The organism is Kitasatospora kazusensis, from assembly GCF_039529945.1.
In the GTDB taxonomy this organism is placed as follows: domain Bacteria; phylum Actinomycetota; class Actinomycetes; order Streptomycetales; family Streptomycetaceae; genus Kitasatospora; species Kitasatospora kazusensis.
Map to the genome: position 1 here is coordinate 66,433 of NZ_BAAANT010000015.1, position 16,910 is coordinate 83,342.

Below are 16,910 nucleotides of genomic sequence, written 5' to 3' on the forward strand. Positions count from 1 at the left end.
CCGGGCCATCCTGGGGGCATGATCACTCCTGACACCAAGGACTGGACCTGGGTCCTGCAGCGCCCCTGCGGCGACTGCGGACTCGACACCGCCACGCTCGTCCGCGAGGAGCTGGCCGGGGCGGTACGCGCCGAGGCGGCCGCCTGGGCGGCGCTGCTCACCGGCAGCCCGGCGGTGGTGCTGCGCCGCCGTCCGAGCCCCGAGGTGTGGTCGGATCTCGAATACGCCTGCCATGTGCGGGACGTCCTGCGGCTGTTCGGCCACCGCCTGGAGCTGATGCTCACCGAGGACGCCCCGTGCTTCGCCGACTGGGACCAGGACGAGACGGCCGTGGCCGAGCGCTACGGCGAGCAGGACCCGGCCGTCGTCGCGACGGAGCTCGCGGCGGCGGGCGAGCGGATGGTGGCCGTGCTGACGGCGGTCTCGGGCGAGCGGTGGCAGCGCCGCGCGGACCGCAGCGACGGGGCCCGGTTCACCGTGGAGTCCCTCTCGCGGTACGTGTTCCACGACGTGGCGCACCACCTCTTCGACGTCACCGGGGTATCACGCCGGACCCCGACGGCGCGCTAGGAGCCGAGCGCCGCCGCGGGCTGCCAGGCCGGCAGCCCGTGCGGAGGGGCCTCGGCGAGGACCTGTTCCGGGCCGGTGCCGACGCGCACGGTGAGCAGGAAGTGGTGTTCGGTGCCCACCCGGCGGGGCTCGAAGGCGATGTGGGCGAACGGGGCAGCGGGCGTGCTCGCGGCCGCGAGGCGCGCCAACTCCCCCTCGACGCGCTGCCATTCGGGCTTCGGTACGTACTGGCGCATGATGGAGTGCCAGACGACGGTCAGGGCGCCGTCGGCGCCGTGGACGTCCCGGAGGAAGTCGGCGGCGCCGGTGGCCTCCACCCGGGGCGGCAGCTCGGCGGCGAGCCGCAGTGCGCCGTTCAGCCGGGCGGCGCGGGCGGGCTGGTCGGCCCAGACGTAGGCGCGCAGCGCCAGGGCGCCCTCGGGGGAGAGGGGGCCGATCGGGGCCGGGTCGCAGCCGCGCCGCTCGGTGAACTCCAGCGGGTGCTGCGGTCCGGTGAGCCAGCCGGGCGGGGTGTCCTGCCAGGCCTGCGGGAGCAGGACGGGCGAGTCCGCCGGGCCGTACGCGAAGCCGGGGGCCTCGCAGCGGAAGCGGTCCGCGAGCAGGTTCAGCCCCGCGCTGGAGCCCAGTTCGAAGAGCCGGACGGGCAGCGGGCCGGTGGCGAGGGTGTGCAGCAGACCGGTGATCAGCAGGTTGGCGCGGCCGACCTCGTTGGTCTGCGGGGGCCGGGTCAGCCAGTCCTTGACCCAGGGGAGGTTGGCGGCGACGGTGTCGCGGAAGGCCGCCCAGGCGGCCTCCGCCGCTGCGGGGGAGGAGGGGTCGAAGCTGCCGCCGGCACTGGGGTAGTGGGCCTCCAGCGCGGGGGCCCGGCCGGTCAGGACGAGGGCGTGCACCGCGCCGAGCAGCCGCAGTGCGACGGCGGCCGGACCGGGGGCGTCCTCGTACCCGGCGATGGCCGTCGCGCAGGGGCCGCCGCCGGCGATGTCCCGGGCCGCCCGGTGCAGCAGCGCCGCGTACAGCGGGGAGCCCAACTCGGCACAGGCGGCGGCCTGGTGCTCGGTCATGGTGACGGCGTGTTCGAGTGGCATGTGCGGTTCTCCCAGCAGGTCGACTGTAGATCATCATTCGCCTGCGGGCCGGGCCGGCGACAGTGGCCGAGCGGGTGATCGGCATCACCAGGGGAGGGGCGGCGGGCTACCAGTCGGCGGTCTCCCGCCGCAGGGCGTGCCGCAGCTGGCTGGCGACGCTCGCGGTGTCGGTGCCGACCACGTCGGCGATCTCGGGAGTGGCCAGGCCCACCACGTAGTGCAGGATGGCGAGATCCTCGTCGGCGGCGCCGGCCCGCGGACCGGCCCGGCCGGGCGCGGTGATCCGTTCGGCCACCGTGCCGCGCAGGATCTGCCAGGCGGCGGCCGTGGGGTTGGGGCTGCCCAGGATCTCGGACCATACGGCGGCCAGCGCCTTGAAGGCCAGCTCCACCGCCTCGGCCGCCGACCCCGGCTCGGCGAACCAGACCCGGGCGTAGCTCAGGTAGCGCGGGTGGTGGAGCTCCCGGAAGGCCGTGAATTCCAGGGACAGCAAGGCGGGTTCGGCGGCGTCGGCCGGTCCGCCGGAAGGGATATGACGATTGGTCACATCGGCCTCGCGATCCGGTCTCGACGGCAGGGGGGTCGTTGCGCTCACTCTAGGCCCTCGGGCGGACGCTTTGAGTGACAAGTCTCATCAGATGTTCAGGAGGGGCTTGATTGAGCCGCTGTATGACGAAGTGTCAGCTATGGCACGGTGAGGTCTCCCGGGGTAAACCCTGAGGACGTCCCGTGGTCACCTCCGGGGTGCTCCGGGGTGATCACCGATAGCCGGGCCGACGGGCCGGACGGCAGGCTGGCGGACATGAAGCCCGCCGCCGCCAAGCCCGCTGCCGTCAGGCACGCCGCCGTCAAGCATCCCGTCCCCGCGCTCGCCCGCCGCGCCGCACTGGCCCTCGCCGGGATCGCCGTCACGGCGGGGCTGGTCGCCGTCTACCTGCCGGCCTTCGCCTAGGGCCGGCAGGCCCTGGCCGCGGGCCCGCTCCGGTGATCCGCGCGGGTGATCCGTGCGGGCGGCGTCGGCCGCCCCGCCGTGCTGTATCCCCTCCCCGTACCCCCGGCCGGTCCCGGCCCCGCCGCCCGGGCCTGCCCCGGCCCGTACCCCCCGGCCCGGTGGCGTACGGCGCCGGCTGCGACGTCAGGAGGCCGGGCCGGTCGGCGGCGCCCCGGCCGACCGGTCCGTGCCGAGCCGGACGTGCTGCGCGCCGGCCGTACCGGCCGTGCCGACGGTGCCGACCACGGCTGCCGCGGCCGAGGCGGCGGCCGCAGCGGCGGCAGCGGCGGCGGCCGCAGCGGCGGCAGCGGCGGCGACCGGTGCGGCGGCGGCGCGCAGCTCCGCGAGGCTCCGGTCGGTGCGGCTCTGCTCCGGTATCGCGGCGACGACGGCTGCGGCGGAGGGGGTCGTGGCGGAGCGGGCGGGCGCGGTGGGGCCCTCCGGCCCGGCCGGGTCGGACGGCTCCGCCGGGCCGGCGGGTCTGCTGCGGCGGGTGCGCGTGACCTCCTCGGCCGCCTCCCGGGCGGCCAGGTAGGCCTGTACCGCCGCGATCCCGTAGACCGGCTGGATCAACTGGTGGCCCTTGAAGAACGGCCGGGCCGGGGCGAAGCCGGCGGCGATCACGACCTCGCGGATCTCCGCTATCTCCTGTTCGTTCCGCGCGGTGAAGCGGACCTCCCACCCCTTCTTGTACGTGTGTCCGTCCTCGCCGTTGCGGCGGGTCAGGTCCGGCTGGCGGACGTAGCCGGGCAGGCGGCCGAGACGCAGTTGAGCGGCACGCAGGCCGGTGGAGTCGTCACGTGACATGAAGCGATGGTAGGCAATCGCGGGGGGCCTCTGTGACTCCAGGGTGGTGCTTCACCGTATGGTTCTCGTCACTCTCGGTCAGAGTCGGCTGTTCGAGAGTGGGCGACCCATCGGCCGGATCACCCCGACGAAATGCGATAAAGCGGATGGTATGGACCAACTGTGGCCTGGGTCCGGCAATCGGACGAACGTCTGTTAGGCCGAATGGGTGAGGGTATGAGGACTTTAGTGCGGGCCAGTCCCGATTTCGCGACGGTTGGGTAACGGTGCGTCAGGTCGCGGGTGCCGCAGCCGCCCTCTTGGGGAGGGTGTCCGCATGAGCTACCAGATTCCTTCCTCGCACCCGTCCCTGCAGGAGCTGGCACAGCGTCAGCAGAATGTCATCACCGCCAGCCAGCTGCGCGCCCGGGGGGTGCCCACCCGGCTGGTCAGCGAGCACTGCCGGCAGGGCGGCCCCTGGCGGCGGCTGCTCCCCCGGGTCTACCTGCTGCAGGGCGGCGAACCGACCCCCGAGCAGCGGATGTGGGCCGCCCTGCTCTACGCCGCGCAGGACGGGCGGGAGGAGGGCCGCCGCGAGGGTGCCGTGATCACCGGCACGGCGGCGCTCGCCCTGTACGGCTTCGCCTCGGTGCCCCGGCTGCCGGCCGTCACCGAGGTGGAGATCCTGGTGCCCCGGCAGCGGCGGCTGAAGGACGCGGGCGAGGTCCGGATCCGGCGCACCGAAAGGGAGTTGGAGGCCAGGTCGGTCCACGGTCTGGCCTGTGCCCCGGTCGCGCGGGCCGTCGCGGACGCGCTCCGGGAGTGGGCGCAGGCGGGCGCCTTCGAGACCGGCGAGCTGCCGCCGGAGCTGGTGCGGGCGGTGCTGGGCGAGGCGGTGCGCAGGGAACTCGGCTGCACGCTCGCCGAGTTGACCGCCGAGCTGGGCGAGGCCGGAGTGCTGGCGGACCCGCGGGTCCGGGCCGCACTGGACGAACTGCTCGCCGCCGAAAGGGAGTCGGTGTTCGAGCGGGTCGGCGAACTGGTCGACGAGTGGCTGCTCCCGGTGCCGCTGGTCGGGCCCGAGCTGCGGATGCCGGGCGGCACCTACATCGCGGTGCCCGACCTGTACTGGCCGGCGGCCGGGGTCGCGGTGGAGGTGGACTCGGAGCTGCGCTGCGTCAGCGCGGGGGAGGCGGCCTGGGTGCGCGGCGGCCAGCACCGGATGGAGTACCTGGGGGTGCGGGTGGTGTACCTGTCGGGGCGGCGGATCGCCGACGAGCCGGACGTCGTCGGAGCCGAGCTGCGTGAGGCCTTCCGGGCGGGCGGTTCGGACGTGGTCGAGCTGCTGGTGACCGAGCGCTGAGCCGCCTCTGCGCAAGGCCGTGCGGTCAGCCCCGGACGACCGGGGTGCCGGTCAACTCGACTCCAGCCGAAGCGAGTTCGACCAGTGCGGCCTCGGTGGTCGGCGCGGCCACCCCGGCGGTGAGGTCGAGCAGCACGCGGGTGGCGAACCCCTCGCGGACGGCGTCCAGCGCGGTGGCCCGGATGCAGTGGTCGGTGGCGATGCCGACCACGTCCACCTCGGTGACGCCCCGGGCCCGCAGCCAGCTGGCCATCGACTCGCCGTTCTCGTCGGCGCCCTCGAAGCCGCTGTACGCGGCGGAGTACGCGCCCTTGTCGAAGACCGCCTCGATCGCGCCGGTGGTGACGGACGGGGCGAAGTTCGGGTGGAAGCCGACGCCCTCGGTGCCCGCCACGCAGTGCGCGGGCCAGGAGGCGACGTAGTCCGGTGCGGCCGAGAAGTGCGCGCCCGGGTCGATGTGGTGGTCCCGGGTGGCCAGGATGTGGGCGTACCCGGCGGCGGACTCGGCGATCAGGTCGGTGATCGCGGCGGCCACCTCGGCGCCTCCGGCGACGGCCAGGCTGCCGCCTTCACAGAAGTCGTTCTGCACGTCGACGACGATGAGTGCCCGGTGCATGGGGTGCGTCCTTGGTCGTATCGGGGGGAAGGCCGGTCGGTGGGGGCCACTCTAGGGAGTGACGCGCGTAGGCGGAAGGGTCCGGGCCGAGGCCGGTCGGTTCAGGCGGGGACGCCCTCGGCGGCGGCGATCCGCAGCTCGGTCGCCAGCACGGGCTCGCCCTTGGAGAGCTGGGTGGCCGACAGCGGCAGCGCGGCCCGGGCCCGCAGGTGGCGTTCGCGGGCGGCGGCCAGCGGCTCGCGCCCGACCACCTCGCCCGCGGTGATCAGCGGTACGTGCAGCAGGTGCGGTTCCAGCTCCCCGGGCACCGGCCCGGTGCCGACCACCTCGGCCTCGGCGACACCCTCCGCGTCGAGCGGCCGCGCGGCCCACTTCCGGTCGCCCACGCTGGACTTGCCGCCGGCCGAGCGCTTGGCGACCGGCACCAGCGGACCGTCGGGCGTGGCGGCCCGGGCGACCAGCTTGTAGACCATCGCGCAGGTCGGGTGCCCGCTGCCGGTCACCAGGCTGGTGCCGACCCCGTAGCCGTCCACCGGCGCGGCGGCGAGCGCGGCGATGGCGTACTCGTCCAGGTCGGAGGTGACGATGATCCGGGTCTTGTCCGCCCCGAGCTCGTCCAGCTGGCGGCGGACCCGGTGGGCGAGCAGGGTGAGGTCGCCGGAGTCGATCCGGACGGCGCCCAGCGTCGGGCCCGCCACCTCGACGGCGGTGCGGACGGCCTCGGCCAGGTCGTAGGTGTCGACCAGCAGGGTGGTGCCGCGGCCCATCGAGTCGATCTGGGCGGTGAAGGCGTCCCGCTCGCTGTCGTGCAGCAGGGTGAAGGCGTGCGCGGCGGTGCCGGTGGTCGGGATGCCGTGGGTGAAGCCGGCCTCCAGGTCGGAGGTGGCGGCGAAGCCCGCGATGTACGCGGCGCGGGCGGCGGCCACGGCGGCGCCCTCGTGGGCCCGGCGGGCGCCCATCTCGATGCACGGGCGGCCCCCGGCGGCGCTGGTCATCCGGGAGGCGGCCGCGGCGATCGCCGAGTCGTGGTTGAGGATCGACAGGATGACCGTCTCCAGGATCACCGCCTCGGCGAAGCTGCCCTCCACGGTCAGCACCGGCGAGCCGGGGAAGTAGACCTCGCCCTCGGCGTAGCCGTGGATGTCGCCGGTGAAGCGGTAGTCGGCCAGGAAGCGCAGGGTGGCCTCGTCGACCACGTTCTGGTCGGCCAGCCAGTCCAGCTGCGGGCTGGTGAAGCGGAAGTCCTCGACCGCGTCCAGCACCCGTCCGGTCCCGGCCAGCACGCCGTAGCGGCGGCCGTCGGGGAGCCGTCGGGTGAACACCTCGAAGACCGATCGGCGCTGCGCGGCGCCGCTGCGGAGTGCGGCCTGCAGCATGGTGAGCTCGTAACGGTCGGTGAGCAGCGCGGTCGAACGGCGCGCGGTGGTGGCATCCATGGGGATGATGCTACTACCACTTAGCGTCAGAGTGACGATTTCTGTCGCGGGTTCCGTTCGGAGTGTCCCCGGGGCGCCCGCCGGGCGCCTGCCGGGGCGCCTGCCGGACATCCGCCGGGCGGCCCGCCGTGCGCCCGCCGGGCGGGTTCGCCGCTGGTTCGCCGGTGGGCCGGGGCCGGTCCGCCGGCGGAGCGCGCCGGTGCTGCGGGCCGGATTGGCCCGCAGGTCGCCCGGATGGAAGCATGAGAGGCGGAATCCGTGCCCAGCGAGGAGTGTCAGCCGTGAGTGTCGCGCCCGTGGAGATCGAGCGCCCGGAAGTCGAAGGCCTTCCGGTGGTGGAGCCGGACACACCCTGGGTGACCATCGTCCACAACGATCCGGTCAACCTGATGAGCTACGTCCAGTACGTCTTCCAGGCCTACTTCGGCTACCCGAAGGAGAAGGCCAGGACGCTGATGATGGAGGTGCACTCCAAGGGGCGCGCCGTCGTCTCCAGCGGATCCCGCGAGGAGATGGAGCGGGACGTCCAGGCCATGCACGGCTACGGCCTGTGGGCCACCCTCCAGCACGACTGAGAACGTCCGGGCCGCCGCGGGCGGCCGGACGGCTGAAGCACCAATCGACGAAGACGGGCTGACTGAGACTCATGGCTGGGTTGTTCGAGAGCGCCGGCGGCGGCAGTGCGGCGATCGCACTGGACGAGCTGGAGGCGTCCATCCTGCGCTCGCTCGAAGTACAGATGCTGGAGCTGATCGGGCCGGGCCCGGGGTCGGAGAGTGACGACCCGTTGGCCGCACTGTTCGCGGAGGGCCCCAGCGAGGCCCCCAGCGACCCCGCGCTGGCCCGGCTCTTCCCGGACGCCTACGGCGAGCCCGGGGAGGCGGCGGACCCGCAGACCAGGGAGCTGGCGGCCGAGTTCCGCCGCTACACCGAGCTGGACCTGCGGGCGCGCAAGCGCGACGACGCGCTGAGCGTGATCCGGGCGCTGGACGACCTCGGCGGCGAGGGCGGCGCACTGAAGGTGGCGCCGCCCGAGTGCCCGCGCTGGCTCGGCGCGCTGAACGACCTCCGGCTGACCCTCGGCGCCCGCCTTGAGGTCTCCGAGGAGGACGAGGAGGGCCTGTACGGGCTGCCCGACTCCGACCCGCGCAAGCCCCTGGTGATGGCTTACCTCTGGCTCGGCGGCATGCAGGAGTCGCTGATCGAGGCGATGACCGACTAGCGCCCCGCTGCCCGGAACCACCCCCGGCCCCCTGTCCAGTACGTGGACAGGGGGCCGGGTCATTCCGGGTGAACCGGGACGTATCCCGACATGACATGCTCAAATAACGCTCAGATGGACACCGCTCTCCGGTCACCACGTGGTACGACTTCCTCTCCCCACGATCGAAGGACGGTGCCCCATGGCCGATCAGGTGTACGACGAGGTCGTCGAAGCCGCGGTGGACGACGAGGGCTACGCCCGGGGCCTGGGCAGCCGCCAGATCCAGATGATCGCGATCGGCGGCGCCATCGGCACCGGACTCTTCCTCGGCGCCGGCACCGCGATCTCCAAGGCCGGGCCCAGCCTGATCCTCAGCTACGCGGTGGCCGGCGTGGTGATCTTCGCGATCATGCGGGCCCTCGGCGAACTGCTCACCTACCGCCCGGTCTCCGGCAGCTTCGCCGAGTACGCCCGCGAGTTCCTCGGCCCGTTCGCGGGCTTCGTCACCGGCTGGACGTACTGGCTGTTCTGGGTCGTCACCGGCATGGCCGAGACCACCGCCGCCGCCGTGTACGTCAAGTACTGGGCCCCCGGGATCCCGCAGTGGCTCAGCGCGCTGGTCTTCCTGGTGGTCCTCTACGCCGCGAACCTGATCTCGGTGAAGCTCTTCGGCGAGATCGAGTTCTGGTTCTCGATGGTCAAGGTGACCGCGATCATCGGCATGATCCTGATCGGCGTCGGCGTGCTGACCCTCGGCTTCAGCAAGGCCGGTGACACCGCGTCGGTCACCCACCTCTGGCAGGACGGCGGGTTCTTCCCGAAGGGCATCGGGTCGACCCTGATGACCCTGCAGATCGTGATGTTCGCCTACCTCGGCGTCGAACTGGTCGGCGTCACGGCGGGCGAGAGCGAGAACCCCGCGAAGACCCTGCCCCGGGCCATCAACACGCTGCCGCTGCGGATCGTGCTGTTCTACATCGGCTCGCTGACGATCATCCTCTGCCTGGTCCCGTGGACCGAGTTCAAGCCCGGCGTCAGCCCGTTCGTCGCCGCCTTCGGCAAGGTCGGCATCCCGGCGGCGGCCGGCATCATCAACTTCGTGGTGCTCACCGCCGCGCTCTCCTCCTGCAACTCCGGCATGTACTCCACCGGCCGGATGCTCCGCGACCTGGCCCTGCGCGGCCAGGCACCCGGCCGCATCACCAAGTTGAACCGGCACCAGAGCCCGGCCGTGGCGATCACCGCCTCCGCGCTGCTGATGGGCGTCGGCGTGCTGCTCAACTACGTTGCCCCGGGCAAGGCGTTCACGTACGTCACCTCCGTCGCCACCGTCTGCGGCATCTGGACCTGGGCGGTCATCCTGCTCTGCCAGCTGCGCTACCGCGCCGCCTGGCGCGGCGGACGCCTCCCCGCGCCGAGCTTCAAGGCCCCCGGCGGCCCCTGGGTCAGCTGGGCCGCACTCGCCTTCCTCGGGCTGGTCGTGGTGCTGATCGCCTTCGACCCCGACAACCGGATCTCGCTGTACGTGTTCCCGGTCTGGGCCGTCCTGCTGGTGATCGGGTACCAGGTGCTCAAGCGCCGCCGGCCGGACGCGGTAACCGGTTGACCACAGGGGCGCGGGGAACTGCGCGAGGCCGGAAGGCAACGGTCCGCACCTTCCGATCCCGCGCGGTTCTCCCCCAGCCTTCGGCCGGGAGGTGCCCCCACGCGCCCCTGTCTGTGGGCTGACCGAGTGCTGAACCGGCCCGGAGGGCACGCCGCCGCGTGGCTATCCTGACCGCATGCTGACCATCACCCGAGAGCTGCACGACGCGATCGTCGCCCACGCCCGCGCCGACCACCCGGACGAAGCCTGCGGCGTGGTCGCGGGCCCGGCGGGCACCGGCCGCCCCGAGCGGTTCATCCCGATGCTCAACGCGGCACGCTCGCCCACCTTCTACGAGTTCGACTCCGGTGACCTGCTGAAGCTCTACCGGGAGATGGACGACCGGGACGAGGAGCCGGTCATCGTCTACCACTCGCACACCGCCACCGAGGCGTACCCCTCGCGCACCGACGTCAGCTACGCCTCCGAGCCGCACGCCCACTACGTCCTGGTCTCCACGGCCGACGGGACGGGACCGGACGACGCCTTCCAGTTCCGCTCGTACCGGATCGTGGACGGCGAGATCACGGAGGAGGACGTCGAGCTCGTCGAGGCGTACCAGGCCTGATCAGCGACGTGCCCGCAAGCCCGCCGGTGCCCGGCCCCGGCGGGCCCCCGGCCCGCAGATCCCACAGAGGGAGACGGAATCATCCGGATCGCGAGACGCGGATGTCGGAGCAGGGGCGGGAATCTATACGATGAGCCCATGCGTTCCGTCGATGTGAGCACTCAGGCCCCGGGCATCCGCCTCGTGGCGCGCCTGCACATCGACCTGTGCCGGCTCGCCGGCGCCAGCTGTCCCGGCACCGCCGGCGCCCGCTGAACCCTCGGCGCCGCCCGCCCGCCCCCGCACCGGGGGCCTCTCCGCCCGCGCCGCGCCCCGCGGCCACCCGAAACCACTCCACAGGAGCGCAGTCATGGCCATCGAGGTCCGCATCCCCACGATCCTCCGCACCTACACCGACGGCCAGAAGGCCGTCGAAGGCGCAGGCAGCAACCTCGAGGAGCTCTTCGCCGACCTCGACGCCCGCCACCCGGGCATCGCCGCCCGCCTGCTGGACGCCGGCGAGCTGCGCCGCTTCGTCAACGTCTACCTGAACGACGAGGACGTCCGGTTCCTGGACGGCGTCACCACGTCGCTGACCGACGGCGACAGTGTCACCATCCTCCCGGCCGTGGCCGGCGGCTCCCGCTAGCAGCCCCCGCTCTCCCCGACCCGACCCCAGCCGGAGGCCCCCTTGCGTTACGACAGCCCGCTCGACGCCGTCGGCAACACGCCGCTGGTACGGCTGCCGCGGATCTCGGCCGCCGTCCCCGGCAACGAGGACGGGCGGGTGACCCTCTGGGCCAAGCTGGAGGACCGCAACCCCACCGGCTCGATCAAGGACCGCCCGGCCCTGCACATGATCGAGCGGGCCGAGGCCGACGGCCGGCTCACCCCGGGCTGCACCATCCTGGAGCCGACCAGCGGCAACACCGGCATCTCGCTCGCCATGGCGGCCAAGCTCAAGGGCTACCGGATGGTCTGCGTCATGCCGGAGAACACCAGCGAGGAACGCCGCGAACTGCTCCGGATGTGGGGCGCGGAGATCATCCCCTCGCCCGCCGCCGGCGGCTCCAACACGGCGGTGCGGATCGCCAAGGAGATCGCCGCCGAGCACCCCGACTGGGTGATGCTCTATCAGTACGGCAACCCGGACAACGCCGGCGCCCACTACGCCACCACCGGCCCGGAGATCCTCGCCGACCTCCCGACCGTCACCCACTTCGTCGCCGGACTCGGCACCACCGGCACCCTGATGGGCGTCGGCCGCTACCTGCGCGAGAAGGTCCCGGGCGTGCGGATCGTCGCCGCCGAGCCGCGCTACGACGACCTGGTGTACGGGCTGCGCAACCTCGACGAGGGCTTCGTCCCCGAGCTGTACGACGCCGAGGTGCTCACCACCCGGTTCTCCGTCGGCTCGGCGGACGCGGTGCTGCGCACCCGTGAACTCCTCCAGCAGGAGGGGATCTTCGCCGGGGTCTCCACCGGCGCCATCCTGCACGCCGCGATCGGGGTGGCCCGCAAGGCCGCCCGGGCGGGCGAGCGCGCGGACGTGGTCTTCGTGGTCGCGGACGGCGGCTGGAAGTACCTCTCCACCGGGATCTACACCGCCGCCAGCACCGAGGAGGCCGTCGAGGCCCTCCAGGGCCAGCTCTGGGCCTGAGGCTTCCCTCCGAGGGCGCAACCGCCGAAGGGGCTCGCGCCCCTGTTCCGGTGCGACTGACTGCCTAGAGCGAAGCGACCCGCGCCCAGGTCCGGTCGTCGAGCGGCCCGACCTTCCGGCGGAAGTCGGCGAGCGGCACCTCGCGCAGCTCGTCCGTCTCCAGCCAGCTGGTGCGGCCCTGCCGGTCGCCGACCGCGCCCGGCGGGAGCGCGAGCACCCCGGGCCGCTCGGCGTGGTGCTTGCTGGTGATCTTGACGACGGTGGCGGTGCGCCCGTGCACCCGCAGCACCAGGCAGGGCCGGTCCTTCGCCCCCGGGCCGTCCTCGAACGGGACTTCGGCCCACCAGATCTCACCGGGGTTCGGTCCGCGCCCGGCCGGGCGCGGGCGGCCCGGCCCGGTCGGCGGCCGGGTCGGCCGCTCCGGCTTCGTCCGGCCGCGCAGCGCCGCCACCGCGAGGGCGACCGCCACCGCCAGCCCCGCCGCCACCCAGCCCCAGACGTGCCCACCGCCGCCGTGCATGCCACTCTCCTCCGGACGATCACCCGTACGGCAGACCGTACCGGCCGCCACCGGGCGGCGTGACACCGGTGGCCGTCGTGACAATCGGGGATTTGTCCGTTCCCCGCTGCCGGTTCGTCACGGAACGGCCACCGAGTCCGCAGCGCGCTCAAGGTTCCCGCCCGGCCGTTGAAGCTGATCACGTAACCCCAGTGCAGCTTCGGAACCCTCGCTCCCAAGGCGGCCCAGATGAGCCCTCGCAGCAACGAACTGTGGTCCTACGCCGAGATCGCCCGCCACATCAACGTCCAGCCCGAGACGGTCCGCAACTACCGCCGGCACGGCCTGCTGCCCGAACCCGACCTGACGGACTCGGCCGGCCACCCCCGCTGGTACCCCGACACCATCCGCGCCTGGGCCCGCAGCCGGCCCGGCCACCGCTGACCCCACGACCGCCGGCCCGCCCCCCGCCGACCGGGTGGCGGGCCGCCCCCGTCGCCGCCCCGTTCTGGTGATTCCAGCCACAGCACGGCACGGAGACGGGGGCAAAGTGCTTCACCGCCCTTACTCTCGTCTCGCGGACCCAGCGCTACCAGCAGGTAGTGCGGACAGGTGTGCCGCGGACCGGCGCGCCGCGTCCGGGCGCGGACCAGGACCCAACGAGGCGGAGGGCACGGCATGAAGCTGACCGTGGTGGGATGCTCGGGGAGCTTCCCGTCCGTCGACTCGCCCTGCTCCAGCTATCTGGTCGAGGCGGACGGCTACCGCGCCGTACTGGACCTCGGCAACGGCGCGCTCGGCGCCCTGCAGAACTACTGCGGGCTGTACGAGGTCGACGCGATCCTGCTCAGCCACCTGCACGCCGACCACTGCATCGACCTGTGCGCCTACTGGGTCGCCCGCAACTACCGCATCGAGGGCTGCCCGGACCCGCTCCCGGTCTACGGACCGCACGGCACCCCCGAACGGCTGGCCCGCGCCTACGACATGCCGGAGGATCCGGGGATGAAGGAGGTCTTCGACTTCCACACCCTCACCGAGGGCACCTTCGACCTCGGCCCGCTGCGGATCACCGCCATCCCCGTCAACCACCCGGTCGAGGCGTACGCGTTCCGGGTCGAGCACGGCGGCCGGAGCTTCGTCTACTCCGGGGACACCGGGGTGAGCCCCGAACTCGTCGAACTCGCCCGTGGCACCGACCTGTTCCTCTGCGAGGCGGCCTACACCCACGGCCGCGAGCCCTATCAGGACGTCCACCTCAACGGACGCCAGGCCGGCGAGCACGCCGCCGCCGCCGGGGTCGGCCGCCTGGTCCTCACCCACATCCCGCCGTGGACGGACGCGGAGTACAACCGCGCGGACGCGGCGGCGGCGTACGCCGGACCGGTCGAGGTCGCCCACGCGGGCGCGGTGTACGAGTTCTAGCGTCACCGCACCGCCCGCCATCGACAGCCCAAGGCCCAACACCCTTGGGAATGAACGGACTTGTGGGGATCCAGCCCGGGCCGACGGCTGTTCAGGCCCGTCCCGTCCGGGTCCGCCTGCGCACCGCCACGGCCACCGCTGCGGCCGCCGCCACGGCCAGGGCGCACGCCGCCGCGATCCCGACGGCGGCCCGGCCCGAGCCGCCCGACGACCCGCCCGACGCCGACCGCGCGACGACCGCGGGCGCCGGTGCGCCCGCCGCCGTACTCGCCGCCGTGCTCCCTGCGGTGCTCGCCGCTGCGCTCGGCGCGGCAGCCGTCGGGCCGGCGGCGGCAGCGGCGACGGTGAGGTCCGCCTCGCCCCGGCCCAGCGCCGGGAAGCCGGACTCCACGCTCACCTTCCACCGCCCGGCGGGCAGGGTCTCCAGCACGGTGAAGGTGGCGGGGGAGCCCGGCACGGCCACCAGCCGCCAGGGCCCCACCTGGCGCCCGTCGGCGGAGCGCGCACTGAGCGTCGCCGCGAGGTCCTCGGTGACCGGATCGCCGTCGTTCTCCCAGCTGGCCACGGTCCGGGGGTGCCCGCCGCTGCCGCCGCTGATGTCGAAGCGGATCGTGTCGCCGTGCGCGGCCGCCGGCCCGGCCGCCGCCAGGGCGAGCAGGCCGGAGAGTGCAAGTGCCGCCGTCAGTACGGCAGATCGGTTGCCCATGGGGTGGGACTCCTTGTGGGAAACGGCGGGGGTGCGGCCCGGCCGGGTCGGCCGGACCGCACCTGGGGGAGCGGAGAAGGGAGCAGGGCTCAGGAGGCCGGCTGCAACGCCCACTGCTGGTAGGCCTGGTCGCCCGGGGTCTGCAGCTCAAGGAGCCAACCGCCGTAGTACCAGCGGTTGCTGATGCCGAGCACCAGCGAGGAGTCCCGGGCGGTCAGCGCGTAGCGGTTGCCGCTGGACGCGAGCTTCCACTGCTGCGCTGCCGCCGAGCTGCAGCCCTGCTCCGCCACGTACTGCCCGGGGAGGAGCTGCCCGCCGACCTGGAGGCACTTGCCGGTCAGCGCGGACCTGATCCGCAGGTACCCGCCGCCGGCGTCGTCGAAGAGCCACTGCTGGTTCGCGTAGCCGGTGCTCTGGTAGGCGATGAGGACGGTGCCGTCATTGGCGGAGCTGCCCCACAGGTCGGCGGCCTGGCCGGTGAGGCCGTTGAGCAGCTGGTACGGCGTGCCGGGCTTGGTCGGACTGCCCGTCCCGCCGGCCGGCAGCGTGTGGAAGGAGGCGGCCCGGCCCGGGTTCGAGGTGTGGCCGCCCTGGTCGCGCACCGCGACGGCGATCGTGTACGCGGTGTCCGGCCGCAGCCGGACCACCCGCACCACGGTCGAGCCGACGGACCCGATGACCTGGCCGTTCAGCCGGATCTCGTACGCCGCCGCACCGCTGACCGGCTGCCAGCTCGCCACCACCGAGTCGACGCTGACCTGGCTGGTCGTCACCGCGGGGCCGCCGGTGGGGGTCGGCGGGACGCTCGGGCTCGGGCTGCCGGTCGGGCTCTTGCTCGGGCTCGGGCTCGGCGTGGGGTTCGGGTTGGGCGTGGTGCCGCCGCCCGCGATCAGGAACTGGTTGTTGGCGACGTTCCAGTGGGTGGCCAGGTAGCTGCCCGGCTTCGGGTCGGTGCTGTAGTAGTCGTCGTGGTTGCAGTCCAGCCGGTCGTCGTGGCTGCGGTCCGGGCAGAGGGTCTGCATCTGCGGGTAGTACGGCGCGTCCGAGTAGCACATGATGTCCCACTCGTCGGTGCAGTGGCCGGCCTTGCTGGAGTGCGGCGCGCTGTTGTTCACCGCGCCGAGGTTGTGGCCGAGTTCGTGCGAGGCGGTGGAGCCGCTCCAGCAGCCGTTGTCCGTCCGGCCGTACGAGGGGCCGAAGTTGCTGGTGTTGTCCTGGCCCGGGCGCTCGTCACCGTTGAACGTGCCGATGCCGCAGTACACCTGGGCGTCCGCGAAGATCATGTACTTGCGGTCCCGGCGGTTGAAGCCCTGGGACGCGAGCGCGTCGTTGGTCGAACCGAACTCCTGGAGCGCGGTCGCCGAGAGCTCCACGTCGAGCACCGTGGCGGTGCAGTCGGGCTCGGTGACGAACCGGATGTGCCGGACGCCGCCGGTCTCCTCGGCGCTGGCGTCGTAGATGACGTCCGCGTCGGCCGCCCACTTCTTGAACGAGGGCAGGTACTGCCCGAAGCGGTCCTGCCCGGGCGCGTGGACGTACAGCACCTGGACGCGGTTGCCGGTGCTCCCGTCACCGTCGCAGACCACCGTCGTCCCGGCGGCGGGGGCCGCCGCTGCCGCCGACCGGGCGGTCGACGCGGGCGCGGCGTCGGCGGCGGCGCCGGACCCGTCGGCCGCCGACGCGGTGGAGGGCGAGGAGGAGGGGGCCGCCGACACGTCGGCCAGATCGGCCCCGGTGGTGGCGTCGAGGACGGGCGGCAGGTCCTTCAGCAGGTCCGAGGCGGCCGGCGCCTGCGCGCCGGCGTCCCCGCCCTGCGGCGCCACGGGCGTCGTCACGGCCGCCGTCACGGCGGGCGGCGTGACCTGGTGGATGTCGACACCGTGCGGCGGCGCGTCCGGACCGTGGGTGCACTGCTCCACGGTGGACACCCGGTAGACGCCCGCGCACTTGTCGTTCTTGGCGGCCGGCGCCAGGCCGGTGTAGACCATGCCGCGCGCCGGGTCGCTCTTGGGCACCCCCTGGACCGGGGTCGGCGTCTCGGCGTGCTGCGGCGCTGCGGCGGGGGAGGGCGGCGCCGTACCCGACAGCGCCCCGGCTATCGCGTCGGCGGCCACCGGCTGGGGGACCGCGGAGTCCATCGCGCTGCCGATGCCGACCACGCCGGCCAGGAGGCCGGCGGCCACCACCGCGGTGAGGACGATCCGGCCCCGGTGGCTGCGCCTGGCCCGGCTGCGATGCCGGTGTGCGGGCTTCCTGACTGCCATGCAGATTCTCCCGTCTGTACCTTCCGATACCTGGGAGATCACCGGGCGGCTTCCGCATAACGGAAACCTCGGCGGAAAACCGAACGCCCTTGCCGGCGGCTCCGGCGAGCGGC

20 protein-coding genes are annotated in these 16,910 nt (G+C 73.4%); 12 read left to right on the forward strand and 8 right to left on the reverse strand.

The annotated features are described in order from the left end of the window. The first annotated feature begins 18 nt into the window (after window positions 1-18). The gene (locus ABD330_RS15375) at window positions 19-570 is read left to right on the forward strand and encodes a DinB family protein (protein ID WP_344465155.1); all 552 of its coding nucleotides are present in this window, start codon (window positions 19-21) and stop codon (window positions 568-570) included. On the opposite strand, the gene ABD330_RS15380 is transcribed toward ABD330_RS15375, so the two are convergent. Together ABD330_RS15380 and ABD330_RS15385 are read right to left on the reverse strand one after the other, a co-directional pair. Then, window positions 567-1,655 (reverse strand): DUF2332 domain-containing protein, encoded by a 1,089-nt coding sequence (locus tag ABD330_RS15380; protein ID WP_344465157.1) that lies wholly within the window; start codon window positions 1,653-1,655, stop codon window positions 567-569. The genes ABD330_RS15375 and ABD330_RS15380 overlap by 4 nt on opposite strands. Before the next feature lie 106 nt (window positions 1,656-1,761). Then, a complete protein-coding gene (locus tag ABD330_RS15385; RefSeq protein ID WP_344465159.1) occupies window positions 1,762-2,202 on the reverse strand; it encodes a hypothetical protein in 441 nt (146 codons plus the stop codon). Window positions 2,203-2,409: 207 nt separating this feature from the next. Here ABD330_RS15385 and ABD330_RS15390 point away from each other — a divergent pair, with 207 nt between their 5' ends. Beyond that, window positions 2,410-2,607 (forward strand): hypothetical protein, encoded by a 198-nt coding sequence (locus ABD330_RS15390; RefSeq protein ID WP_344465161.1) that lies wholly within the window; start codon window positions 2,410-2,412, stop codon window positions 2,605-2,607. A 183-nt stretch (window positions 2,608-2,790) separates the two neighbouring features. Here the strand turns inward: ABD330_RS15390 and ABD330_RS15395 are convergent, their stop codons facing one another. Further along, on the reverse strand, window positions 2,791-3,453 hold the full coding sequence (locus tag ABD330_RS15395) for a hypothetical protein (RefSeq protein WP_344465163.1): 663 nt from the start codon (window positions 3,451-3,453) through the stop codon (window positions 2,791-2,793). 316 nt (window positions 3,454-3,769) lie between these two features. On the opposite strand from ABD330_RS15395, the gene ABD330_RS15400 reads away from it, so the two are divergent. Next, on the forward strand, window positions 3,770-4,795 hold the full coding sequence (locus tag ABD330_RS15400; protein WP_344465165.1) for a hypothetical protein: 1,026 nt from the start codon (window positions 3,770-3,772) through the stop codon (window positions 4,793-4,795). A 25-nt stretch (window positions 4,796-4,820) separates the two neighbouring features. Here ABD330_RS15400 and ABD330_RS15405 read toward each other — a convergent pair whose 3' ends face one another. Next, complete coding sequence (locus ABD330_RS15405; protein WP_344465167.1) at window positions 4,821-5,411, reverse strand: isochorismatase family protein; 591 nt, start codon at window positions 5,409-5,411, stop codon at window positions 4,821-4,823. A gap of 101 nt (window positions 5,412-5,512) precedes the next feature. Continuing rightward, window positions 5,513-6,847 (reverse strand): nicotinate phosphoribosyltransferase, encoded by a 1,335-nt coding sequence (locus tag ABD330_RS15410; RefSeq protein ID WP_344465169.1) that lies wholly within the window; start codon window positions 6,845-6,847, stop codon window positions 5,513-5,515. Window positions 6,848-7,128: 281 nt separating this feature from the next. Between ABD330_RS15410 and clpS the strand changes: the two genes are divergently transcribed. The 7 genes from clpS to ABD330_RS15445 all read left to right on the forward strand — a co-directional run bounded on the left by clpS (window position 7,129) and on the right by ABD330_RS15445 (window position 11,903). Continuing rightward, window positions 7,129-7,422, forward strand: a complete 294-nt coding sequence (clpS, locus tag ABD330_RS15415; protein WP_344465171.1) for an ATP-dependent Clp protease adapter ClpS — start codon at window positions 7,129-7,131, stop codon at window positions 7,420-7,422. A 71-nt stretch (window positions 7,423-7,493) separates the two neighbouring features. Beyond that, window positions 7,494-8,069 carry a DUF2017 domain-containing protein gene (locus ABD330_RS15420; RefSeq protein WP_344465173.1) on the forward strand — a complete coding sequence of 192 codons (576 nt, stop codon included), beginning with the start codon at window positions 7,494-7,496 and terminating at the stop codon, window positions 8,067-8,069. 181 nt (window positions 8,070-8,250) lie between these two features. Next, on the forward strand, window positions 8,251-9,657 hold the full coding sequence (locus tag ABD330_RS15425; RefSeq protein ID WP_344465175.1) for an amino acid permease: 1,407 nt from the start codon (window positions 8,251-8,253) through the stop codon (window positions 9,655-9,657). A gap of 175 nt (window positions 9,658-9,832) precedes the next feature. Continuing rightward, entirely contained in the window at window positions 9,833-10,264 is a 432-nt protein-coding gene (locus ABD330_RS15430) for a M67 family metallopeptidase (protein WP_344465177.1), read from the forward strand. Window positions 10,265-10,402: 138 nt separating this feature from the next. Beyond that, complete coding sequence (locus ABD330_RS15435) at window positions 10,403-10,519, forward strand: putative leader peptide (protein ID WP_344465180.1); 117 nt, start codon at window positions 10,403-10,405, stop codon at window positions 10,517-10,519. Window positions 10,520-10,613: 94 nt separating this feature from the next. Continuing rightward, window positions 10,614-10,892 (forward strand): MoaD/ThiS family protein, encoded by a 279-nt coding sequence (locus ABD330_RS15440; protein ID WP_344465182.1) that lies wholly within the window; start codon window positions 10,614-10,616, stop codon window positions 10,890-10,892. 42 nt (window positions 10,893-10,934) lie between these two features. After that, window positions 10,935-11,903: a PLP-dependent cysteine synthase family protein gene (locus ABD330_RS15445; RefSeq protein WP_344465184.1), complete on the forward strand. Its 969-nt coding sequence runs from the start codon at window positions 10,935-10,937 to the stop codon at window positions 11,901-11,903. Window positions 11,904-11,967: 64 nt separating this feature from the next. Here ABD330_RS15445 and ABD330_RS15450 read toward each other — a convergent pair whose 3' ends face one another. Further along, window positions 11,968-12,423 carry a type II toxin-antitoxin system PemK/MazF family toxin gene (locus ABD330_RS15450; protein ID WP_344465186.1) on the reverse strand — a complete coding sequence of 152 codons (456 nt, stop codon included), beginning with the start codon at window positions 12,421-12,423 and terminating at the stop codon, window positions 11,968-11,970. A gap of 228 nt (window positions 12,424-12,651) precedes the next feature. Between ABD330_RS15450 and ABD330_RS15455 the strand changes: the two genes are divergently transcribed. Further along, window positions 12,652-12,846: a MerR family transcriptional regulator gene (locus tag ABD330_RS15455; protein WP_344465188.1), complete on the forward strand. Its 195-nt coding sequence runs from the start codon at window positions 12,652-12,654 to the stop codon at window positions 12,844-12,846. Between the two features lie 234 nt (window positions 12,847-13,080). Continuing rightward, on the forward strand, window positions 13,081-13,827 hold the full coding sequence (locus ABD330_RS15460) for an MBL fold metallo-hydrolase (RefSeq protein WP_344465190.1): 747 nt from the start codon (window positions 13,081-13,083) through the stop codon (window positions 13,825-13,827). Between the two features lie 91 nt (window positions 13,828-13,918). On the opposite strand, the gene ABD330_RS15465 is transcribed toward ABD330_RS15460, so the two are convergent. Both ABD330_RS15465 and ABD330_RS15470 read right to left on the reverse strand, forming a co-directional pair. Then, a complete protein-coding gene (locus ABD330_RS15465; RefSeq protein ID WP_344465192.1) occupies window positions 13,919-14,533 on the reverse strand; it encodes a hypothetical protein in 615 nt (204 codons plus the stop codon). Window positions 14,534-14,622: 89 nt separating this feature from the next. Further along, window positions 14,623-16,797 carry an RICIN domain-containing protein gene (locus ABD330_RS15470; RefSeq protein ID WP_344465194.1) on the reverse strand — a complete coding sequence of 725 codons (2,175 nt, stop codon included), beginning with the start codon at window positions 16,795-16,797 and terminating at the stop codon, window positions 14,623-14,625. Window positions 16,798-16,910: the final 113 nt, after the last annotated feature.

Excerpts from the sequence above, each read along its gene's own strand:
- ABD330_RS15375 (WP_344465155.1), top strand. The coding sequence starts at position 19 with ATGATCACTCCTGACACCAAGGACTGGACCTGGGTCCTGCAGCGCCCC.
- ABD330_RS15380 (WP_344465157.1), bottom strand. The coding sequence starts at position 1,655 with ATGCCACTCGAACACGCCGTCACCATGACCGAGCACCAGGCCGCCGCC.
- ABD330_RS15395 (WP_344465163.1), bottom strand. The coding sequence starts at position 3,453 with ATGTCACGTGACGACTCCACCGGCCTGCGTGCCGCTCAACTGCGTCTC.
- ABD330_RS15400 (WP_344465165.1), top strand. The coding sequence starts at position 3,770 with ATGAGCTACCAGATTCCTTCCTCGCACCCGTCCCTGCAGGAGCTGGCA.
- ABD330_RS15405 (WP_344465167.1), bottom strand. The coding sequence starts at position 5,411 with ATGCACCGGGCACTCATCGTCGTCGACGTGCAGAACGACTTCTGTGAA.
- ABD330_RS15410 (WP_344465169.1), bottom strand. The coding sequence starts at position 6,847 with ATGGATGCCACCACCGCGCGCCGTTCGACCGCGCTGCTCACCGACCGT.
- ABD330_RS15420 (WP_344465173.1), top strand. The coding sequence starts at position 7,494 with ATGGCTGGGTTGTTCGAGAGCGCCGGCGGCGGCAGTGCGGCGATCGCA.
- ABD330_RS15425 (WP_344465175.1), top strand. The coding sequence starts at position 8,251 with ATGGCCGATCAGGTGTACGACGAGGTCGTCGAAGCCGCGGTGGACGAC.
- ABD330_RS15430 (WP_344465177.1), top strand. The coding sequence starts at position 9,833 with ATGCTGACCATCACCCGAGAGCTGCACGACGCGATCGTCGCCCACGCC.
- ABD330_RS15435 (WP_344465180.1), top strand. The coding sequence starts at position 10,403 with ATGCGTTCCGTCGATGTGAGCACTCAGGCCCCGGGCATCCGCCTCGTG.
- ABD330_RS15440 (WP_344465182.1), top strand. The coding sequence starts at position 10,614 with ATGGCCATCGAGGTCCGCATCCCCACGATCCTCCGCACCTACACCGAC.
- ABD330_RS15450 (WP_344465186.1), bottom strand. The coding sequence starts at position 12,423 with ATGCACGGCGGCGGTGGGCACGTCTGGGGCTGGGTGGCGGCGGGGCTG.
- ABD330_RS15455 (WP_344465188.1), top strand. The coding sequence starts at position 12,652 with ATGAGCCCTCGCAGCAACGAACTGTGGTCCTACGCCGAGATCGCCCGC.
- ABD330_RS15460 (WP_344465190.1), top strand. The coding sequence starts at position 13,081 with ATGAAGCTGACCGTGGTGGGATGCTCGGGGAGCTTCCCGTCCGTCGAC.
- ABD330_RS15465 (WP_344465192.1), bottom strand. The coding sequence starts at position 14,533 with ATGGGCAACCGATCTGCCGTACTGACGGCGGCACTTGCACTCTCCGGC.
- ABD330_RS15470 (WP_344465194.1), bottom strand. The coding sequence starts at position 16,797 with ATGGCAGTCAGGAAGCCCGCACACCGGCATCGCAGCCGGGCCAGGCGC.